The 19,086-nt window shown below is 62.6% G+C and carries 19 protein-coding genes; 14 read left to right on the top strand and 5 right to left on the bottom strand.

Annotated elements, in window-relative coordinates:
- The first annotated feature begins 74 nt into the window (after positions 1–74).
- Together AC1Q6C_RS26570 and AC1Q6C_RS26575 are read left to right on the top strand one after the other, a co-directional pair.
- Positions 75–1,097, top strand: coding sequence for an alpha/beta hydrolase (locus AC1Q6C_RS26570; protein WP_003944025.1), 1,023 nt, complete (start codon positions 75–77; stop codon positions 1,095–1,097).
- Positions 1,098–1,199: 102 nt separating this feature from the next.
- Positions 1,200–2,021, top strand: coding sequence for a helix-turn-helix domain-containing GNAT family N-acetyltransferase (locus AC1Q6C_RS26575; protein ID WP_030536776.1), 822 nt, complete (start codon positions 1,200–1,202; stop codon positions 2,019–2,021).
- Between the two features lie 10 nt (positions 2,022–2,031).
- Here AC1Q6C_RS26575 and AC1Q6C_RS26580 read toward each other — a convergent pair whose 3' ends face one another.
- From AC1Q6C_RS26580 to AC1Q6C_RS26600, 5 genes are all read right to left on the bottom strand, one after another.
- Positions 2,032–3,498, bottom strand: a complete 1,467-nt coding sequence (locus AC1Q6C_RS26580; protein WP_230358746.1) for an FAD-dependent oxidoreductase — start codon at positions 3,496–3,498, stop codon at positions 2,032–2,034.
- 87 nt (positions 3,499–3,585) lie between these two features.
- Positions 3,586–4,047: a carboxymuconolactone decarboxylase family protein gene (locus AC1Q6C_RS26585; protein ID WP_080712754.1), complete on the bottom strand. Its 462-nt coding sequence runs from the start codon at positions 4,045–4,047 to the stop codon at positions 3,586–3,588.
- Positions 4,044–4,979 carry an NAD(P)-dependent oxidoreductase gene (locus tag AC1Q6C_RS26590; RefSeq protein WP_230358745.1) on the bottom strand — a complete coding sequence of 312 codons (936 nt, stop codon included), beginning with the start codon at positions 4,977–4,979 and terminating at the stop codon, positions 4,044–4,046. Before AC1Q6C_RS26590 ends, AC1Q6C_RS26585 begins: the two co-directional genes overlap by 4 nt.
- Positions 4,976–5,725 carry an SDR family oxidoreductase gene (locus AC1Q6C_RS26595; RefSeq protein WP_063316099.1) on the bottom strand — a complete coding sequence of 250 codons (750 nt, stop codon included), beginning with the start codon at positions 5,723–5,725 and terminating at the stop codon, positions 4,976–4,978. The genes AC1Q6C_RS26590 and AC1Q6C_RS26595 overlap by 4 nt, the downstream gene beginning before the upstream one ends.
- Positions 5,726–5,785: 60 nt before the next feature.
- Positions 5,786–7,252, bottom strand: a complete 1,467-nt coding sequence (locus AC1Q6C_RS26600; protein ID WP_230358744.1) for an aldehyde dehydrogenase — start codon at positions 7,250–7,252, stop codon at positions 5,786–5,788.
- A 217-nt stretch (positions 7,253–7,469) separates the two neighbouring features.
- Between AC1Q6C_RS26600 and AC1Q6C_RS26605 the strand changes: the two genes are divergently transcribed.
- From AC1Q6C_RS26605 to AC1Q6C_RS26660, 12 genes are all read left to right on the top strand, one after another.
- A complete protein-coding gene (locus AC1Q6C_RS26605) occupies positions 7,470–8,327 on the top strand; it encodes a mycofactocin-coupled SDR family oxidoreductase (RefSeq protein ID WP_065454976.1) in 858 nt (285 codons plus the stop codon).
- Between the two features lie 136 nt (positions 8,328–8,463).
- Positions 8,464–9,030 carry a TetR/AcrR family transcriptional regulator gene (locus tag AC1Q6C_RS26610; protein ID WP_024487471.1) on the top strand — a complete coding sequence of 189 codons (567 nt, stop codon included), beginning with the start codon at positions 8,464–8,466 and terminating at the stop codon, positions 9,028–9,030.
- Complete coding sequence (locus AC1Q6C_RS26615) at positions 9,027–10,232, top strand: cytochrome P450 (RefSeq protein ID WP_003944019.1); 1,206 nt, start codon at positions 9,027–9,029, stop codon at positions 10,230–10,232. The genes AC1Q6C_RS26610 and AC1Q6C_RS26615 overlap by 4 nt, the downstream gene beginning before the upstream one ends.
- Positions 10,232–11,038: an SDR family oxidoreductase gene (locus AC1Q6C_RS26620; RefSeq protein WP_003944110.1), complete on the top strand. Its 807-nt coding sequence runs from the start codon at positions 10,232–10,234 to the stop codon at positions 11,036–11,038. The genes AC1Q6C_RS26615 and AC1Q6C_RS26620 overlap by 1 nt, the downstream gene beginning before the upstream one ends.
- Complete coding sequence (locus AC1Q6C_RS26625) at positions 11,035–12,429, top strand: cytochrome P450 (RefSeq protein ID WP_007728646.1); 1,395 nt, start codon at positions 11,035–11,037, stop codon at positions 12,427–12,429. The genes AC1Q6C_RS26620 and AC1Q6C_RS26625 overlap by 4 nt, the downstream gene beginning before the upstream one ends.
- Positions 12,430–12,431: 2 nt before the next feature.
- Positions 12,432–12,623 (top strand): ferredoxin, encoded by a 192-nt coding sequence (locus tag AC1Q6C_RS26630; protein ID WP_020907945.1) that lies wholly within the window; start codon positions 12,432–12,434, stop codon positions 12,621–12,623.
- Positions 12,624–12,660: 37 nt separating this feature from the next.
- Entirely contained in the window at positions 12,661–13,212 is a 552-nt protein-coding gene (locus tag AC1Q6C_RS26635) for a Cif family virulence factor (RefSeq protein ID WP_007728648.1), read from the top strand.
- A 5-nt stretch (positions 13,213–13,217) separates the two neighbouring features.
- Complete coding sequence (locus AC1Q6C_RS26640; protein WP_230358743.1) at positions 13,218–14,465, top strand: hypothetical protein; 1,248 nt, start codon at positions 13,218–13,220, stop codon at positions 14,463–14,465.
- A 26-nt stretch (positions 14,466–14,491) separates the two neighbouring features.
- The gene (locus AC1Q6C_RS26645) at positions 14,492–16,129 is read left to right on the top strand and encodes an acyl-CoA synthetase (RefSeq protein ID WP_116056643.1); all 1,638 of its coding nucleotides are present in this window, start codon (positions 14,492–14,494) and stop codon (positions 16,127–16,129) included.
- A 53-nt stretch (positions 16,130–16,182) separates the two neighbouring features.
- Entirely contained in the window at positions 16,183–17,436 is a 1,254-nt protein-coding gene (locus AC1Q6C_RS26650; protein ID WP_492666903.1) for a cytochrome P450, read from the top strand.
- Positions 17,437–17,470: 34 nt separating this feature from the next.
- Positions 17,471–18,211 (top strand): MlaE family ABC transporter permease, encoded by a 741-nt coding sequence (locus AC1Q6C_RS26655; protein WP_037131272.1) that lies wholly within the window; start codon positions 17,471–17,473, stop codon positions 18,209–18,211.
- On the top strand, positions 18,208–19,080 hold the full coding sequence (locus AC1Q6C_RS26660; protein ID WP_116056645.1) for an MlaE family ABC transporter permease: 873 nt from the start codon (positions 18,208–18,210) through the stop codon (positions 19,078–19,080). Before AC1Q6C_RS26655 ends, AC1Q6C_RS26660 begins: the two co-directional genes overlap by 4 nt.
- Positions 19,081–19,086 lie beyond the last annotated feature (6 nt).

Raw genomic sequence — 19,086 nt, forward strand, 5'->3', positions numbered from 1 at the left:
ACCAAGCCGCACGCCCGCGAAGCGAGCGCCACCGAGCTGTTGCCGGGCACCGCAATCGAGCACGAGGAGCGGCAATGAGAAGAATCGGACGTACTCGGGCAATGCTTGTCGTCGCCCTCGTCGCGTGGACGGGACTGTTCGGCGAAGCAGCGTTGGCCTCGGCTGACCCGGCCCCGACATCCCCTTCAGGCGGTTCAGCTCTCGATCACGTCGAGGAGATCAACGCCCGTCAGCTGACTATGTACGTCTACTCGGCTGCGATGGACAAGGTGATTCCGCTCGAGGTGATTCGGCCGGCAGACACAAGTGCGCCCCGGCCGACCCTCTATCTACTCAATGGGGCCGGCGGAGGCGAGGACACGGCGACGTGGCAGACACGGACAGACGTCGTCGACTTCTTCGGCGACAAGAACGTCAACGTCGTCAACCCGATCGGCGGTGCCTACAGCTACTACACCGACTGGGAGAAGCCCGATCCTGTTCTCGGACTGAACAAGTGGACCACATTTCTCACCCAGGAGTTGCCACCGATCGTCGATGCCACGCTCGGGACTACGGGTACGAATGCCGTTGCCGGATTGTCGATGGCAGGTACCTCGGTTCTGAGCCTGGCCGAGGCGGCGCCATCCGTTTACCGTGCCGTCGGTGCTTTCAGCGGGTGTGCCGAGACGAGTACTCAACCCGGTCAGGACTACGTGAGATTCGTGGTCGGATTCCGCGGCGGCAACGTGGACAACATGTGGGGTCCTCCCGGCGGTCCGGGCTGGGTAGCCAACGATCCTGTGGTCAATGCCGAGAGATTGCGGGGGGTCGACCTCTACATCAGCAATGGATCGGGCCTGCCCGGCCCACACGAGAATCTGGGCGGACCGATGGTCAACGGCGACCTCGGCGTTCTGGCGAACCAGGTGATCGTGGGTGGAGTCATCGAGGCCGGGACGAACCAGTGCACCCAGCGTTTGGCCGAGCGGCTCGACTCCTTGGGCATCCCGGCCACCTATGATTTCCGGGCAACTGGCACTCACTCTTGGGGTTACTGGCAGGACGATCTTCACAACTCGTGGTCGATGATTGCCGCGTCGATCGGTGCGCGTTAGCCGGCGAACCCTGGGGTCGGTGGCTGAGTTGTTTCTCACTCCGGGACACTCTTGCCGAACCTAGCCGACCGAACTGCAGGTCAGCGGCGTTATAGTCGCCTCATGAGTTCAGAAACACTCGCTCCCCTCGACACCGACGTACTTGCGCGCAGGTTTGCGTGCCTGGGTGATCCGACGCGGCTGCGAGTGCTTCGACTTGCTGCCGGCGGTCCGATCGACGTCGAGACGATTGCACACGCCGCATCACTCGAGCCGTCGGCGTTGAGTGCTCACCTCGAGGCCTTGATCGAGGTCGGTTTTGTCGAGGCTTCGGTGCGTGAAGGCACTTCGGTTGTCAGTGTTGCCGGAACGGCATACTCCGATCTGATGGCAGCGGCCGCCGTCGTGGCTGCTCGTGGTCCGGTCGAAGACACACTGGGAGTTCTTCCCGATGACGTGGTGGTGCGCCGCATGGAATCCGGCGACTGGGATGCCGTCCGCTCGATCTACCGCGAAGGAATCGACACCGGAACCGCGACGTTCACCACCTCGGTGCCATCCGCCGAGAAGCTCGACGCGCAATGGTTACCCGATCATCGATGGGTGGCCGAGATCGACGGCCGCGTCGAAGGCTGGGCGAGCCTCAGCCCGGTGTCCTCGCGTGATTGCTACCGCGGGGTCGCCGAGAACTCCATCTACATCGGTAGCGGCGCTCGCGGGCGCGGCGTGGGCAAGCTGCTGCTTCGCCGACAGGTGCAAGCCGCCGACGCCAGTGAGATCTGGACAGTGCAGTCGTCGATTTTCCCGGAGAACCGGGCAAGCGTCGCCTTGCATCAGGCCGTCGGATTCCGAGTCGTCGGCACTCGGTCGCGTATCGCTCAACTGGGTGGGCGGTGGCGTGACACGTTGTTCCTCGAACGTCGCAGCGAGGACGCTGACATCTGAGAAGAGACGCTCAGCCCTTGGCAGCGCTGACTCCGGCGCGTCGCCCGTAGAAGCTGCCGTCACCGAGGGACGTTCCGGAGGCGTATCCACCGGCGCAGACGCCGGCGGTGCAGCGTCCAGCGGCAAACAAACCCGGGATCGGTTCGCCGGAGACGTGGATGACCTCCGAGTTGATCGACGTGCGCAGACCGCCGAGCGTGAATCCGGCGGTGAAATTGCGAAGATCGAGCGCAGCGACGGGTGAGCCGATCGGCTTGACCCACTCCTTCTTCTTTCCCAGTACCGGGTCCTCACCACGGGCGGCGTGGCGGTTGTAGACCTCGACGGTCGACTGGAGGGTGCCTTCCGGCAGACCCATGTCGGATTCGAGTTCCTCGACGGTCTCGGCCACCCACTTGGGCTGGAATCTGAAGAACGGTGTGGAACTGTCGGCGGCGCAGCCCTCTTCGTAGGAAGCTTCGTCGATGATCAGGTAGGCCTGATTCTCGTTGCGCAGCAGCGTCTCCTGGCCGATTCTTCCCGGGTACGTGTCCTCGTTGACGTAGCGCTGGCCGCGTCCGTTGACGAGAATGCCGCGGATCATCAACTGGGGGTCGCCGAAGAATGCGACCTCGGTGGCGTCCATGTGCGCGAGGTCGGCCCCGAGAGCCTGCGCCATCTGGATGGACTTTCCGTCGTGCTCTTCGATAGCCGCACCGGGGCGCCCGATCAGCCGTGGGGCGTACGACTGGATCATCGCTTCGTTGTAGGCGAAGCTTCCCGTCGCCAGAACGACACCCGTGCGTGCTCGAACTGCCACTTCCTTGCCGTACTGCTTGGCGATGATGCCGACCACTCGATCTCCGTCGACGACCAGGCGCTGGACTCGCATGTCGTATTCTGCTCGTACGCCGAGGCTTTCGGCCGTCTCGATCAGTGGCTTCATCAACATGAAACCACCGCCCTTCTCCCCGGTGCGCTTGCCGCTCATCTGTGGAACGTGCCCGCGAGGGGCCGGTGTCGCGATCGTGTTGAACGGTGCCGAGTTCTCGCCGCCGGAATACATGAGTCCGTCGTCGAAGGGTGTTTCCCAGCCGGGTTGGCCGTAGAAACTCTTCTTGAACGGCACACCGTTGTCGACGAGCCAGTTGTAGTGCTCGACGCTGCCTTCGCAGTAGTCGGTGATCTTCTCCTCGTCGGCGCCGGGACCGAGTGCGGCCATCATGAACGATTTCATGTTGGCGGGGGAGTCCTCGAACCCGAGTGCCTGCTGCAACGGGGTCCCGCCGCCCAGATAGATGAATCCGCCTGCCAGCGCCGCAGCGCCGCCCCAGCCGCTCGTGCGCTCGAGCACCAACACGTCGGCGCCCGCTCGCGCGGCCTCGATCGAAGCACTCACTCCGGCAATGCCGTAGCCGGCGACGACGACGTCAGCCTCGAAGTGCCACTGCTCGATGTTTTCGGAGGACTGCGGACGGATTGAGCTGGCCTCGGCCATGGATTCGGATCCTTCGTTCTTCTGGTTGGTTGGTGGGGGAATCGGTGGGTGTGATCGATGCCCTGATGGCAGTATCTCGACCGAAAGTCAGTCGGTGTCCGTTTTCGCGGAATCGGCCGCGGCCTTCTCCTTGGCGCGCGCGGCCTTACGTCTGTCGGCCTTCACGGCGATCAGCGCATTGTTGAGCCCGGTGGCCAGCGGCCAGCCGACGTAGTGGCACAGGAAGATTGCGGCCTCTTCGAACTGCTGCTCGGTCAACTCCTCGTTGTGGAGAGCAGCGTTGATCTGGATCTTCGCCACATCGTTCTGCCCCTGGGCGGTGATGGCACCGATCAGGAGTAGTCGTCGATCACGTACCGACAGTCCCGGTCGCGTCCAGATGTCGGCAAAGAGGTGGTCGGCGGTGACCGCGAAGAAGTCGCCGGGAACGTCGGCGGGAAGCTCCCAGCCGTACACCTCGTTCATCTTCGCGACGCCACGAGCACGGGCCTCGGAGATGCGGCTTTCGTCGGTTCCACCGGCATCGGTCATGTGAGTGGTGTCGCTCATGCGTGCTCCCGAGTAGTAGATGCCGTTGAAGGTTCGGCCGGCCTGTCTTCGCTGTCATTCCCGACGCCCAGACCGGCACCGAGTCCGGCGAGCGCAAGGTGCGCGAGCGGCAGGTCGAGATTCAGCCGATCACCGAGGTCGATGGCCAAGGCCAAGTCCTTCTCCCCGAGATTGCGAACATGCCGCAGTATCGAGAACCACGGGTCGTCCTCCGAGACCGGTGCGGTGGTGTCGCGGAGCATGATCGCGCCCGCGCCACCAGTGATCGCATCGGTGTGCCTGACGACCTTTCCGAGCGTGCGGAGATCGAGTCCTGCTGCTTCGGCGAGTCGCGCGGCCTCGGTCGTGGCGGTGAACGAGACGAAGTGAAGAAGGTTGCGTGCGAGCTTCATTCGCGTTCCAGCGCCGACGTCACCGGCGTGAACCACCAGCTCGGCCCAGGATCCGAAGGGCTCGCGGACGGCTTCGAACGCCTCGTCGGAGCCGCCGATCATCACTGCCAGCCTGCCCTGCGCTGCGCCGCCGGCACCGCCACTGATCGGCGCGTCGACCAGCAGAACACCACGCTGTTGACAGATGTCAGCGAGTTCCACCGCCGTGGTGTCCGAGACAGTGGAGTGAATCGCGACGACAGTGCCTGGCTGTGCGGTCGACAGAATCCCGTGCGGCCCGCACACAACCTCGCGTACCTGCGCGTCGTCGAGCACCGTGACGGAGATGATGCTCGCCTGCGCTGCAACGTCGGCGGGCTTCGATGCTGCGCTCGCGCCCGCAGTGGTGAACGGTTCGAGCGCTTCTGCGCGGGCATCACACACCACCAGTCCGCCCGGCCAGTCCAGGAGGCGCTGCGCCATCGGCGCGCCCATGTTGCCTAGGCCGATGTATCCCAGTCTGGTTTTCGAAGCGCTGGCTTTCGGCGCCGATTGCGTCATGACCGGTACACCTGGCCTCCGTCGACGTTGAAGATCTGCCCGGTCACCCAGCCTGCGTCGTCGGAGAGAAGGAACAGGCACATGCCGACGAGATCCTCCGGCGTTCCCATGCGCTGCAACGGGATTCGCTTCACCATGTCCTTGACGATGTTGCCGGGGGTGACGGTTCGAGTCGCCTCCGTGTCGATGGGACCGGGAGCGATGGCGTTGATCCGGATGTTCGACCAGCCGAGTTCGGTCGCGAGTTGTTGTGTCAGGCTGTTGACGCCGGCCTTCGCGAGTCCGTAGTAATTCGAGTACAGCCAGGCTGCTGTGGAGGATTGGTTGACGATCGAACCGCCCTTCGCTCGCATGTGAGGTACGACCGCCCGGCACACGTGCAATGCGCCGTCCATGTTGACGCTCATGAACTTTCGGTAGTAGTCCCAGTCCACCGTCAACAGGGAATCGATCTTCATTCCGCCGTAGATGGCAGCGTTGTTCACCAGGTGCTCGATGCTGCCGAACTGCTCGATCGTGAAGTCGGCGAGTGCCGCAGTCGACTCCCCGTCGGCGACGTCGACGTCCTTGAACACGGCATTTCCGCCGTCCGCGTTGATCTGCTTGGCGACTGCTTCACCGAGTTCGCGATTGAGGTCCGCCACGACCACGTTGGCCCCCTCCGCGGCCAGAGCGCGGGCATACGCCTCTCCGATACCCTGCGCTGCTCCGGTGACTATCGCGGTGCGACCGTCGAAACGTCCCATGTCGACCTACTTTCGTGGTGATCATTCTGTGGTGAGGGTGTGGGGTGAGGGTGTGGAATGTCAGGAAGGTGAAGCGACGAGCTTGGTTTCGAGGTATTCCTCGAAACCCGCGAGGCCCATTTCGCGGCCGATCCCGGATTGTTTGTAGCCGCCGAACGGTGCGTCGGCCGAATACCAGACGCCGCCGTTGACGCTCAGCGTTCCGGTTCTGACACCGGCAACGACGTGCGCGACGCGATCGGGATCGGTGCCCCACACCGACCCGGACAGGCCGTATGGGGAATCGTTGGCAATCCGGATAGCGTCGTCGTCGTTGTCGTACGGAAGGATCACGAGGACGGGCCCGAAAATCTCCTCCTGCGCTACGCGAGACGAGTTGTCCAGCCCGGCAATGAGAGTGGGTTCGACGAAGAAACCCCTCTCGCGATCGTCGGGACGGCCCCCACCCGTCACGATCGTGCCGCCCTCTTCGACCGCGAGGGCGAGGTAGCTCTCCACCCTGGCGCGCTGGAGCGCCGAGATGACCGGGCCACACACCGTTCCGCGCGCGCTGGGGTCGCCGGCTCGGATACCCGCCATCGCGGCAGATGCCGCGGCCAGAGCATCGTCGTACCGAGCGCGCGGCACCAGAAGTCTGGTACTGAGCGCGCATCCCTGACCGGCATGAACGCAGACGGAGAACGCGGCAACCGAGCATGCACCTTTGATGTCCGCATCGTCGAGGACGATGAATGCGGACTTACCCCCGAGTTCGAGGAAGACCTTCTTGAGAGTTTGCGCGGCCGTGGCCATCACTGTGCGTCCGGTGGCGGTGGAACCGGTGAAGGACACGAGATCGACGCGCGGATCGCTGCACAGCTGCGCGCCTAGGGAGTGATCCGTCGACGTCACGACGTTGACTACGCCGGCCGGGATCTCGGTTTCTTCTGCAATCACCTTGGCGACCAGCGCGGCGCACCAGGGCGTGTCCGGCGCGGGTTTGAGAACGATGGTGTTGCCGGCTGCGAGGGCGGGACCGAGCTTGGCGAAATTGATCTGGTGCGGAAAGTTCCACGGTGTGATTGCGCCGACGACGCCGACGGCTTCCTTGAGCAGTCGGCGATGGGTCGGAATCCCCATGGGAGACGCGTGCCCGAGATCTTGTTCCCACGAATAGGTTTCGATCAGATCGGCCCAGTAGCGAAGATCTTCGATCGGGCCTTCGAGTTGCGGACCGCTCGTCAGCATGACCGGTGCGCCGACCTCGGCGACGGTGATCTCACGCAACTCCTCGATGTGGGACTGGAGTGCATCGCACAGTTGGCGCAGGCAGCGAGCGCGAAACCCTTGATCGCGTGCCCATTCGGTGTCGTCGAACGCACGGCGCGCAGCGGCGATGGCCGCGTCCATGTCCGCGGCGGTGCCTTCGGCCGCACGGCCGATCAGTTCCTCGGTCGCCGGGTTGAAAACTTCGAAGGTCCCGCCGGATCCGGGAACCAGTTTTCCGTCGACGAGAAGTGCAGAACTGTCTGCGGGTCGAAGCGTCATAGCGCAAACCCTCTCTTTCTGGACATGTGTCTGGACTCTAGTTCACACTTGTGGTTGAGGCAATGGTTTTTGGGGCATAAGAGATTTCGAGAGCCCAGCGGTCTCGAGAGGGTCTCGGATCTGCTTCGACGAAAAGCGCCTCGTGTCCGGTGCGGCGCCGCTACGGTTCACCGCACATTCACAACCACGTCTTCACATCCACAGGAGAGAGGTCGAAATGAACAGAGTTGACGGAAAAGTGGTGTTGGTGACCGGCGCTGCTCGAGGTCAGGGGCGCAGTCACGCCGTCCGTCTCGCGCGGGAGGGCGCGCACATCATCGCCTTCGATCTGTGCGCAGACATCGCCAGCAACGAATACCCGCTCGCCAGTCCAGCCGATCTGGAGGAAACCGCTCGCCTGGTGAAAGAGGCCGGGCAGCAGGTGGTGACGGCGCGTGTCGACGTCCGTGATCGCGCCGGACTTGAAACAGCACTTGCCGAGGCGGTAGGGCAGTTGGGCGGATTGCATGTCGTCGTGGCGAACGCCGGTATCTGTCCGCTGGGCAAACACGTGTCGACCGCCGGTTTCGTCGACGCCTTCGATGTGAACTTTCTCGGTGTCGTCAATACAGTGCACGCGTCGATGGAATACCTCGGCGAAGGGGGTTCGATCATCGCGATCGGCTCTGTTGCCGGTTTGGTGCCGCAGACCGGATTCAACGGGCAACAGGCGCTCCAGGGTCCGGGTGGCGACGGATACGGGTTGGCCAAGAAGCTGATTCAGGCCTACACCAGTTCGTTGGCGCTGACCCTCGGGCCGAGTTCCATTCGCGTCAACGCGATTCATCCGACCAATGTGAACACCGACATGTTGCAGAGCATGCCGATGTACCGGACGTTCCGTCCCGACCTCGAGAATCCGACCGCCGAGGATGCGGCTGTGACGTTCCCGTTCATGCAGGCGATGCCGATCCCGTGGGTCGAACCCGCGGACATCTCGCATGCAGTCGTGTACCTGTCCTCGGACGAGTCGCGATTCGTCACCGGCCAGCAACTGCGCGTGGACGCTGGTGCCGGGATGAAGATCGGTCTGTAGTAGAACTTTTCGCGTCGCTGCTGCCTGTTCGTGGTGAATTTTCCAAGTTTCCCCATTTCGTTGCCCTGGACAGGACGCTGTAGTAACGTCCAGACACGTGTCCAGCAAACGGGGCGATTCAAGTGGCGGGGGATCGATTGTCTACGAATCCACTCGCAGGCGCCTCACGGGCAAACAGGCGGAAACTGTGGCCAGGCTTGCCGAAGCAACAGTGAAAGTTCTACGCAAACAAGAGTTTTCCGGGCTGACTGTCCGTTCGGTTGCGGCCGAAGCGGGCGTGGGAACTGCGACCGCTTACACGTATTTCGCGTCCAAGGAGCATCTCGTCGCAGAGGTTTTCTGGCGAAGACTTCAGAACTCGTCGGCGCCTGATGGCTCAGGGTTGGATCGCACCGCGCACGTGCTGTCTGTACTTCGAAATATCGCGCTGCTTCTCGCGGACGAACCGGAGGTATCGGCCGCCGTGACCAATGCACTGCTCGGATCCGACCCTGAAGTGGAACATCTTCGCGGCCGGATCGGGCTCGAGATCCATCAACGACTCGCCTCGGCGTTGGATCCGAATGGCGAACCCGAAGTGTTGGAAGCGCTCGAAATGCTTTATGCCGGGGCGCTTCTGCGGGCAGGGATCGGCTACGGAACCTACGCGCAAATCGCTGGACGCCTCGAGGCCTCAGCTCTACTGATCCTGGAGAAATCATGACAGAAGCTTTGATCGATCCGGTGGTCTTCAATCCGTACGACTACCACTTTCACGACGATCCGTATCCGACGTACAAGCGTCTGCGCGAAGAATCACCGTTGTATCACAATCCGGACGTGGGATTTTGGGCATTGTCGCGATATGCGGACGTGGTCGACGGATTCAAGGACAACAAGCGTCTCTCGAGCGCAAACGGAGTATCACTCGACCCCGCAGCCTACGGTCCACACGCGCATTATGTGATGTCGTTTCTCGCTATGGACGATCCCCGCCATATGCGGTTGCGCCAGTTGGTTTCTCGCGGATTCACACCGCGGCGTGTTGCGGAGCTCGACGGCCGGATACTCGAACTGACGAAGCAACATCTGATACCCGCGCTGGGCGCGGGGGAGTTCGACTGGATTACGGAGGTGGCGGGAAAGCTGCCGATGGACGTCATCTCCGAACTCATGGGTGTCCCCGAACCCGACCGAGCCGAACTGCGGCGCAAGGCGGATCTGGTGGTGCATCGAGAGGCGGGTGTTCTCGACGTGCCGCAACCTGCGGTGGAGGCTTCGATCAGTTTGATGGGCTACTACAAGGAGATGATCGCGCAGCGTCGCCGATCGCGGACGGACGATCTGACCTCGGCCTTGCTCGACGCCGAGATCGACGGAGACAAGCTTTCGGACCAGGAGATCCTCGGATTCATGTTTCTGATGGTCGTGGCCGGAAACGAGACCACGACCAAGCTTCTCGGAAACGCTCTGTACTGGGGTTCGCACCACCGGGAGCAGATCGCACCGGTCCTCGACGATCCCGAACGAGCCTCGGAATGGGTGGAAGAGACTCTTCGCTACGACACGTCGAGTCAGATCGTGGCTCGGACTTCGGTTGTCGACCTCGAATACCACGGGCGCACGATTCCGGCGGGGGAGAAGGTCCTGCTCCTGATCGGATCGGCCAACCGAGACGCCGACGTCTTCGACGATGCCGACAGCTTCCAGATCGGCCGGAGTTCGTCGGGCAAACTCGCGAGTTTCGGTGGTGGCGTGCACTTCTGCCTCGGTGCCCACCTTGCCAAGCTCGAAGCCAAGATCGCCCTGGCGGAGTTCGGGCGTCGGGTCAGCGACTACGAAGTCGTCGAGTCCGGAATCGAGCGTGTTCATTCGACAAATGTCCGGGGCTTTGCGGCCCTGCCGGTGAAAGTGCAGGTGCGCTGATGCCTCGTTTCGAACCCAATCCCGTTCGCCGGCCGGCACTGATCAGTGGTGCGTCGTCGGGAATCGGCACAGCCACCGCGTATGCCCTGGCCGAACTCGGGCATCCGGTTGCACTCGGTGCGCGTCGAGTCGCCGAATGCGAAGCCATCGCCGAGAAGATCCGCAGCAACGGTGGTGAAGCGTTCGCCCACTTCCTCGACGTCACGGACGGTGATTCGGTCGACGGGTTCGTCTCGGCCGCAGAGGCAGTCCACGGCCCCGCGGAAATCGTCGTCTCCGGTGCCGGAGACCTCGAATTCGGGGCTGCGGACGAGATGAATCCTGAGGCGTTTCTACGGCAGATCCAAGTTCACCTCGTCGGTGCGCAGCGATTGGCGCATCGTGTTCTCCCCGGTATGAGGCAACGACAGCGCGGTGACTTCGTACTGATCGGCTCGGATTGTGCCGAGCGCCAGCGTCCACTCATGGGTGCGTACGACGCAGCGAAGGCCGGGCTCGAGGCAATGGGGCGTCAGATGCGAATGGAGCTCGAGGGAACAGGCATTCGCGCGTCGATCGTGCGACCCGGGCCGACACTGACCGGCATGGGGATGGACACGACGCCGGAGATCATCGGACCGGTCGGGGAATCGTGGAGCAAGTGGGGGTTCGCCCGCCATGGTTACTTTCTGCGCGCCTCGGACATCGCCAATGCCATCGTCGCCGTTGTGTCGGCGCCGCGAGGAGCACACATCGTGCTCGTCGAAGTTCAGCCCGAGGCGCCACTGGACAAACTTCCCACTGCGAACTCACAGGAGACGACATGACGCACGGAGTGCAAGAGACGTCGCGAACACTGCCAGAGCCGCCGCGGGTGTCCGGCGGGGATCTCCCGCACGGGCATCTCGAGGAACTGCGAACCGACCCGATAGCGCTCATGCGCCGGGTGCGTGAGGAATGTGGTGACGTCGGCGCCTTTCAACTTGCCGACCGCACAGTGATCTTGCTGTCCGGAGCCGAGGCAAACGAGTTCTTCTTCCGCTCCACCGACGAGGATCTCGACCAACAAGCGGCTTACCCCTTCATGAAGCCGATATTCGGTGAAGGCGTCGTCTTCGACGCCAGCCCGGAGCGGCGTAAAGAGATGCTGCACAACTCGGCTCTGCGCGGCGAACAGATGCGCGGGCACGCCGCCACGATCGGCCGCGAAGTCGAGGCGATGGTCGCGCAGTGGGGAGACGAAGGCGAGATCGATCTGCTCGACTTCTTCGCCGAGCTGACCATCTATACCTCGTCGGCGTGCCTGATCGGCAAGAAGTTCCGCGACGAACTGGATGATAGCTTCGCCAAGCTGTATCACGAGCTCGAACAGGGAACGGATGCATTGGCTTTCGTGGATCCGTACGCGCCGATCGAGAGTTTCCGCCGCCGCGACGAGGCCCGGTTGGCGTTGGTCGCTCTGGTACAGGACATCATGAACGGGCGCATCGCGAATCCTCCGCAGGGCAAGGATGACCGCGACATGTTGGACGTGTTGGTCTCGGTCAAGGACGAGAACGGCGACCTCCGGTTCAGTGCCGACGAGATCACCGGCATCTTCATCTCGATGATGTTCGCCGGCCACCACACGACTTCCGGCACGGCAGCGTGGTCGTTGATCGAGATGTTGCGGCATCCCGACACCATGACGGACGTCGTCGACGAACTCGACAATCTGTACTCCGACGGCGCCGACATCAGTTTTCATGCCCTGCGCCAGATTCCGGTTCTCGAGGCTGTGGTCAAGGAAACCCTTCGACTGCATCCGCCGTTGATCATCCTGTTGCGGGTGGCACGTGGAGATTTCGAAGTGGGCGGCTTCGAGATCCGAGAGGGCCATCTTGTCGCCGCGACACCCGCGATCTCCAATCGAATCGCCGAGGACTTTCCCCGGCCGGACACCTTCGATCCCGGGAGGTACATCGACCCGAATCAAGAGGACATCGTCAACCGCTGGACGTGGATTCCGTTCGGAGCCGGCCGGCATCGCTGCGTCGGCGCTGCGTTCGCCCAGATGCAGCTCAAAGCGATCTTCTCGATCCTGCTGCGGGACTTCGAGTTCGAGATGGCGCAGCCGTCGGAATCCTACCGAAACGACCACAGCAAGATGGTCGTCCAGTTGCAGCAGCCGTGCGCGGTGAGGTACCGGCGCCGAACACGTCCCGGGCGTGAGGGGTGATCATGCACGTCGAAGTCGACCTCGACCTGTGCCAAGGCCATGCGGCGTGTGAGCTGGAGGCACCGGAGATCTTTGTCGTCCCGAAGCGGGGAAAGGTCAGTCTTCTGGACTCGGACCCACCCGAGTCGCTCCGCGGTGAAGCCGAGATGGCGGTCAGGTACTGCCCGACCGGCGCCCTGAGAATTGTCGATTGATTGCAGCGAATTCATGTGCTCGAGGGAGGAAGTTCAGATGACGGGTTTCGACCGCGCAGAGCTCGACGAGATGGTCCAACGCTGGATCGAGGCGAACAAAAAGGCCGAAGCCGCCGGCGATTGGAAACCGTTGGCGGACATGTATACCGAGGACGCCACGTACGGGTGGAACTACGGCCCCAAGCAGGATTTCATGGCGGTGGGGCGCGAGGAGATTCGCGAAGTCGCGCTCGGTCTCGAGATGAAGGGCCTCGAAGGCTGGGAGTATCCGTATCAAGACTTTGTGATCGACGACCGTAGCGGAAACGTGATCGGCTTGTGGAAGCAGATTTCCGATGCCAAGCGTGAGGACGGTAGCAACTACTCCGTCTACGGTATCGGTGGTAGTTGGTTCCGCTACGGCGGGGATTTCCAATGGTCGTGGCAGCGTGACTTCTTCGACTTCGGGAACGTGTCGGCACTGTTCATGGAGATGATCGGCAACAACGCTCTCTCGAAGGGGATGCAGGGCCGGATCCAGCGATCGATCTCGGGCGACCCGCTACCGGGCTGGTATCCGGTGGGCACCGCGCCGGTTTCGCTGTGGTGAGTCCGATGTCGGTGCGCGATTCCTTCGAGGCACTCTCGCAGCGCGACCTTGCCGTGCTGGTGCCCGAGTTGCTCCTGTGCGGGCAGCTGATCGATCGCTCGGGCATGGCGCATCTGATCGTCGAATTCGGACGCGAGGGTATGGCACAGGTGGCCGTCGAGGAGTGGGAGTCGGCCAGCCCCTGGTACACCCGCCGCATGCAGAGGGCTCTCGGATACGAGGGCGACGACGTCGTGACGATCTTCAAAGGATTACAACTCGACATCGGCGCTCCTCCACAGTTCATGGACTTCCGATACCGGGTCGACGATCCGCTGCACGGTGAATTCTGGCTCGACCATTGCGGAGCACTCATGGACGTCGAGCCGTTGGGCGATGAGTTCGTGACCTCGATGTGTCACGACATCGAGGATCCGACTTTCGATGCAACGGCCATCGCGACCAACCCGCGCGCCCAGATCCGGCCGATTCACCGACCACCGCGCAGGCCCGCCGACCGACATCCGCACTGCGCCTGGACCGTTTCCATCGACCCGTCGCACACGCCTCCCGTGATGACCGCGCACACCGAGCAGATCGGATGCACCGCCGCGGTGACGGTCGAGCTGAGCCCGATCGATCACGGTGGGGACGGTAGGGCGGACTACTCGGGTCCGTTGTTGTCCGACCTGAGGTTTTCCGACTTCTCGCGATCAGCCTTGGTTCGTATCGCAGAGGAGATCTGCGTGCAGCATCATCTGTTGGCGTTGGGCTTTCTGGCAGCGGTTCGCCGCCGTGCCGACGAAGACAAGGCTCGCGAGATCACGCGAAAGCAATTGACCGGAATCGCGGGAGTTGCGGCACAGCGTATTCGAGATGCGCTCGGGCTTCCTTCGACGCTGGAATCGTTGGCATTGGTCCTGTCCGTGCATCCCTTGCTGAATCCGAAGCAGTATGTGGAGAGCGAGATTCGACAGGACGGCGGTGCTCTGGAGCTGCGGATCTCGCGAGAAGCTCTTGTCGACCGAGACGGCGGTTGGCCGACCTTGCTCGGCAGCGAGCACCTCGATCCTCTCCAAGCTTTGGTCCGCGGCGTGAATCCGCACTTCACCGTGAGAGCGGTGGCCGAAGATGCCGCGGGGCTTCTTCTGGCCGTCGACATCACCGAAGCTCCCGCTCCGGAATGCGTCGAAGTCGCCATCACGAAGGTCAGTACCGGCGCGGCATTCGTATTCGAAGATCGCGGAATCCCCTTGCCTCTCTTCGTCGTCTGACCGGCCGAACCCGAAGGACTCAACCTATGGCGTACACGTTTGCAGACCTGTTCGAGCATTCCGTCGATGTGATGCCCGATCGCCTCGCGCTGATCGTTTCCGGCGAGGAGGTGACATACCGTGAGCTCGACGAGCGGGCCAACCGATTGGCGCATTACTTCCAGTCCGTCGGGTTGGGTGTCGGTTCGCACATCGGTATTCAGCTGCACAACTCGATCGAGGCGATGGTTGCTGTCCTCGCGGCCTTCAAGATCCGCGGCGTTCCCATCACGGTGAACTACCGCTACACGAGCGACGAATTGGTTTATCTGTACGAGAACGCGGATCTCACGGCGTTGGTTTTCCATCGTGGTTTCGCTGAGCGGGTCGCCGAGGCCTTGGTGGCCACGCCGCGGGTCAAGTACGTGATCGAGGCGGCGGACGAACTCGCTCTCGGGAACGAACCGTCGATTCCGGGGGCAGTGGCGTACGAGGATGCGCTCGGCAACCAATCCCCGCTTCGCACAGGTGAACATGCATTTCCCGAGCGTTCCGGCGATGACGTCTACGTTCTCTACACCGGCGGAACAACCGGACGACCGAAAGGCGTCGTCTGGCGGCAGGAAGACATCTGGCGCGTATTGGCCGGCGGTTGCGACTTCTATTCGGGTGAGCCGATCGCCGACGAGTACCAGCAGTCGCGAGGTGGCGCCGCGGCAGCCGAACCGATGCGGTGGTGCATGCTTCCACCGCTGATCCACACGTCGGCACTGATGCCGACGTTCAACGCTCTGTTCTCCGGAAACACCGTCATCTTCGAACCGAAGTTCGATGCGGCACAGGTCTGGAAAGTCGTCGCCGAGTATCGGCCGCAGGTCATGGTCATCACCGGCGACGCCATGGGCCGTCCACTGGTCGAAGCCCATCACGAATTGCAACCGGATGGGTCGAGCCTGGCTGTGCTCGCCTCTGGCGCTGCGCTCTTCTCCGGATCGGTCAAAGATGCGTTCTTCGACGTCTTTCCGAATCTGATGATCTCCGATTCGGTTGGATCGTCCGAAACAGGCTTCGGCGGAATCGGATTCGCAACCAAAGGGCTCGAGCAGCGTGGCGGACCCAAAGTGGGTGCCAACAGATTCACGGTCGTCGTCGACGATGACAACCGAGTGTTGGAGCCGGGCTCGGGCGCCGAAGGATGGCTGGCGAAACTCGGAAACGTTCCACTCGGCTACTACAAGGACCCGGTGAAGTCGGCCGAGATATTCCGCGAGGTGAACGGCGCACGGGCAGTGGTGACCGGAGACCGGGCGCGGATCGAGGACGACGGCTCGGTCACCCTCCTCGGACGGGGAAACATGGTGGTCAACACCGGCGGCGAGAAGGTCTTCGTGGAAGAAGTCGAAGCAGTGGTGAAGGCCCATCCCGACATCTACGACGCGACAGTGATCGGTGTTCCGGACGAGCGGTGGGGCAATCGGGTGGCGGCAGTGCTTCGCATCCGCGACGGTGTGGAACCGGATTTCGAATCTATCGAGAAGCACGCCCGCAGTCACCTCGCCGGCTACAAGATTCCGCGTTCCTTCTGGATCGCCGACGAGGTCGTTCGAGCGCCGAGCGGCAAGCCGGACTACCGCTGGGCCAAGGAGTTCTCACAGAACAGCGACCCGGTCCACCGGATCGACTAGCGCTCACACGCAACACCCGGCACCCGGCACCCATCCGTAAAGGAGCATCTGCAATGCCTGAGATCGACCTTCCCGACGGGTTCGACGTGACCGACCCACATCTGTACGGCGAGCGCGTCCCGCTTGCCGAGTTCGCCGAACTACGACGATGCGCTCCGGTCTGGTGGAACGCCCAGGAACCGGGTACCGGCGGATTTCACGACGGTGGTTGTTGGGTTGTCTCCCGCCACGCAGACGTCCGCGACGTCTCGTTGCGCAGCGAGGAGTTCTCGAGCAACGTCAACGGCTGCATTCCGCGGCATGAAGACAACATCTCGGCGGAGGAGTTGGAGGCGACGAAACACGTCCTCATCAACAAGGACGCCCCTGAGCACACACAGCTGCGCAAGTTGGTGGCACGCTTGTTCACTCCGCGGTCGGTGGAAGCGATGCGGGCCGGGTTGGAAGCGCGGGCAGAAGACATAGCGTCGGCTGCCGTGGCGGAAGGTAGCGGTGATTTTGTCAGCCAGGTCGCCAGCGAGTTACCCATGCAGGCGATCTCGGAGCTGATCGGTGTACCGCAGGACGGGCGCCGTCAGCTGTACGAATGGTCGAATCAGATGACGGGATACGACGACGAGTCACTCGCCGGCGAGTCTCGGATGGCGTCGGCGCAGATATTGGGATACGCCTATCAACTGGCTGAGGCGAGACGGGAGGAACCGCTCGACGACATCATCTCACGCTTGGTGCATGCCGACATCGACGGGCAGAAACTCACCTCGGAACAGTTCGGTTTCTTCGTCATCATGTTGGCTGTCGCGGGCAACGAAACGACGCGAAACGCAACGACACTCGGCATGATGGCATTTCTCGAGCATCCGGATCAGTGGGAACTGTACAAGCGCGAGCGTCCGCGCACCGCCGCGGACGAGATCATCCGCTGGGCTTCGCCACTGACGTCGATGCAACGAACAGCAGTGGTGGACACACAGATTGCCGGCACTGCGATTGCGAAGGGGCAGCGCGTCGTACTGCTCTACGGCTCGGCGAACTTCGACGAAACCGTCTTCGGGAAACCCGACGTCTTCGACATCACCCGAGACCCGAACCCGCACCTCGCGTTCGGAGGAACCGGGCCGCACTACTGCGTCGGCGCTAACCTGGCCAGAATGGAGGTCGATCTGATCTTCGGCAAGATCGCCGATCACATGCCCGACATCAGCAAGCTCGGCGATCCGAGCAGGCTCTCGTCCGGTTGGCTCAACGGGATCAAGGAATTCAAGGTCGACTACGGCAACTCCACGTCATGTCCTTCGGGGCATTGACGTGTACAGCGGAAGAGTTGCACTTGCGGGCCCGATGCGCGAACTCGGCCAGTTCTACCGGATGGGCGCCGATGTCGCAGTGGGCTTGTTCCGCACCCGCTTTCAGATGCAGGAGTTTCTCGAGCAGAGTTGGATGATCGCCCGGGTGTCAATCGTGCCGACCGTATTGGTGGCCGTGCCGTTCACGGTCCTGGTGAGTTTCACGCTCAACATCCTCCTCCGTGAGATCGGTGCCGCCGACCTCAGCGGCGCCGGGGCCGCGCTCGGCGCCGTGACTCAGGTCGGTCCGGTGGTGACGGTGCTGATCGTGGCAGGTGCGGGCGCGACTGCCATCGCCGCCGATCTGGGATCGAGAACGATTCGTGAAGAGATCGACGCCATGGAGGTGCTCGGGATCGATCCGATCACTCGGCTGGTGATTCCTCGGGTGGTCGCGTCGACCGTGGTGGCTTTGCTGCTCAACGGACTCGTCTGCGTCATCGGCATCGCCGGCGGTTACGCCTTCTCGGTGTTTCTCCAGGGAGTGAACCCTGGCGCCTTCGTCGAGGGAATCACGTTGCTGACCGGCCTGCCCGAGGTGGCGTTGTCGATGGTCAAAGCTGCACTTTTCGGGATGCTGGCGGGATTGGTGGCCTGCTATCGCGGACTGTCGGTACGGGGTGGGCCGAAAGGCGTGGGGGAGGCCGTCAACGAAACGGTGGTGTACGCATTCATGGCGTTGTTCGTCGTCAACACCATCGTCACCGCGGTCGGCATCCGATTGACGGCGGGGTGATCGAGGTGACGCTGTCGGATTCGCTGGCACAAATCGGCAAGTTCGGACGCACGCGGGCGCGGGTGGCTCGAACGTCACGCTCGATCGACGACGTCGGGCGACAAGCTGTCTTCTTCGCGCGCGCCATCGCTCACATCCCGTGGGCAATTCACAAACACCCGAAAGAAGTGTTGAGGCTGGTAGCCGAGATCAGCATGGGCACCGGAGCTTTGGCAGTGATCGGCGGCACGGTTGCGGTCGTAGGATTTTTGACTCTCGCCTCGGGCGGCACCATTGCGATCCAAGGTTTCAGCTCACTGGGAAATATCGGTGTCGAAGCGCTCACCGGATTCTTCTCCGCCTTCATCAATGTTCGTATCGCTGCGCCGGTCATCGCGGGAATCGGCCTGTCGGCCACGATCGGCGCAGGTTCGACCGCGCAGATCGGTGCCATGCGCATCAGTGAGGAAATCGACGCCCTCGAATCGATGGCGATCAGTTCGGTCCCGTACGTCGTCAGCACCCGCGTCACCGCAGGGATGATCGCGATCTTGCCGCTGTACTCACTGGCGCTCGTGGGATCATTTCTGGCCGGACGATTCACCACGGTCGTGCTGTTCGGTCAGTCCTCCGGTCTTTACGACCACTACTTCACGACGTTCCTCGATCCGGTCGACGTCGCATGGTCCTTCGTTCAAGTGCTCGTGATGGCACTACTGGTGATGCTGATCCACACGTACTACGGATACAACGCGTCCGGGGGACCGTCGGGCGTGGGAACTGCAGTGGGCCGCGGGGTTCGGCTCTCGCTGATCTGCGTCGTGGCGGTGACCCTGCTCGTCTCACTCGCGCTCTACGGCGGTTCCGGCAACTTCAATCTGTCCGGTTAGGGGGAC

The organism is Rhodococcus sp. MT28 (assembly GCF_058792695.1).

Excerpts from the sequence above, each read along its gene's own strand:
- AC1Q6C_RS26570 (WP_003944025.1), top strand. The coding sequence starts at position 75 with ATGAGAAGAATCGGACGTACTCGGGCAATGCTTGTCGTCGCCCTCGTC.
- AC1Q6C_RS26575 (WP_030536776.1), top strand. The coding sequence starts at position 1,200 with ATGAGTTCAGAAACACTCGCTCCCCTCGACACCGACGTACTTGCGCGC.
- AC1Q6C_RS26580 (WP_230358746.1), bottom strand. The coding sequence starts at position 3,498 with ATGGCCGAGGCCAGCTCAATCCGTCCGCAGTCCTCCGAAAACATCGAG.
- AC1Q6C_RS26585 (WP_080712754.1), bottom strand. The coding sequence starts at position 4,047 with ATGAGCGACACCACTCACATGACCGATGCCGGTGGAACCGACGAAAGC.
- AC1Q6C_RS26590 (WP_230358745.1), bottom strand. The coding sequence starts at position 4,979 with ATGACGCAATCGGCGCCGAAAGCCAGCGCTTCGAAAACCAGACTGGGA.
- AC1Q6C_RS26595 (WP_063316099.1), bottom strand. The coding sequence starts at position 5,725 with ATGGGACGTTTCGACGGTCGCACCGCGATAGTCACCGGAGCAGCGCAG.
- AC1Q6C_RS26600 (WP_230358744.1), bottom strand. The coding sequence starts at position 7,252 with ATGACGCTTCGACCCGCAGACAGTTCTGCACTTCTCGTCGACGGAAAA.
- AC1Q6C_RS26605 (WP_065454976.1), top strand. The coding sequence starts at position 7,470 with ATGAACAGAGTTGACGGAAAAGTGGTGTTGGTGACCGGCGCTGCTCGA.
- AC1Q6C_RS26615 (WP_003944019.1), top strand. The coding sequence starts at position 9,027 with ATGACAGAAGCTTTGATCGATCCGGTGGTCTTCAATCCGTACGACTAC.
- AC1Q6C_RS26620 (WP_003944110.1), top strand. The coding sequence starts at position 10,232 with ATGCCTCGTTTCGAACCCAATCCCGTTCGCCGGCCGGCACTGATCAGT.
- AC1Q6C_RS26625 (WP_007728646.1), top strand. The coding sequence starts at position 11,035 with ATGACGCACGGAGTGCAAGAGACGTCGCGAACACTGCCAGAGCCGCCG.
- AC1Q6C_RS26630 (WP_020907945.1), top strand. The coding sequence starts at position 12,432 with ATGCACGTCGAAGTCGACCTCGACCTGTGCCAAGGCCATGCGGCGTGT.
- AC1Q6C_RS26635 (WP_007728648.1), top strand. The coding sequence starts at position 12,661 with ATGACGGGTTTCGACCGCGCAGAGCTCGACGAGATGGTCCAACGCTGG.
- AC1Q6C_RS26640 (WP_230358743.1), top strand. The coding sequence starts at position 13,218 with ATGTCGGTGCGCGATTCCTTCGAGGCACTCTCGCAGCGCGACCTTGCC.
- AC1Q6C_RS26645 (WP_116056643.1), top strand. The coding sequence starts at position 14,492 with ATGGCGTACACGTTTGCAGACCTGTTCGAGCATTCCGTCGATGTGATG.
- AC1Q6C_RS26650 (WP_492666903.1), top strand. The coding sequence starts at position 16,183 with ATGCCTGAGATCGACCTTCCCGACGGGTTCGACGTGACCGACCCACAT.
- AC1Q6C_RS26655 (WP_037131272.1), top strand. The coding sequence starts at position 17,471 with ATGCGCGAACTCGGCCAGTTCTACCGGATGGGCGCCGATGTCGCAGTG.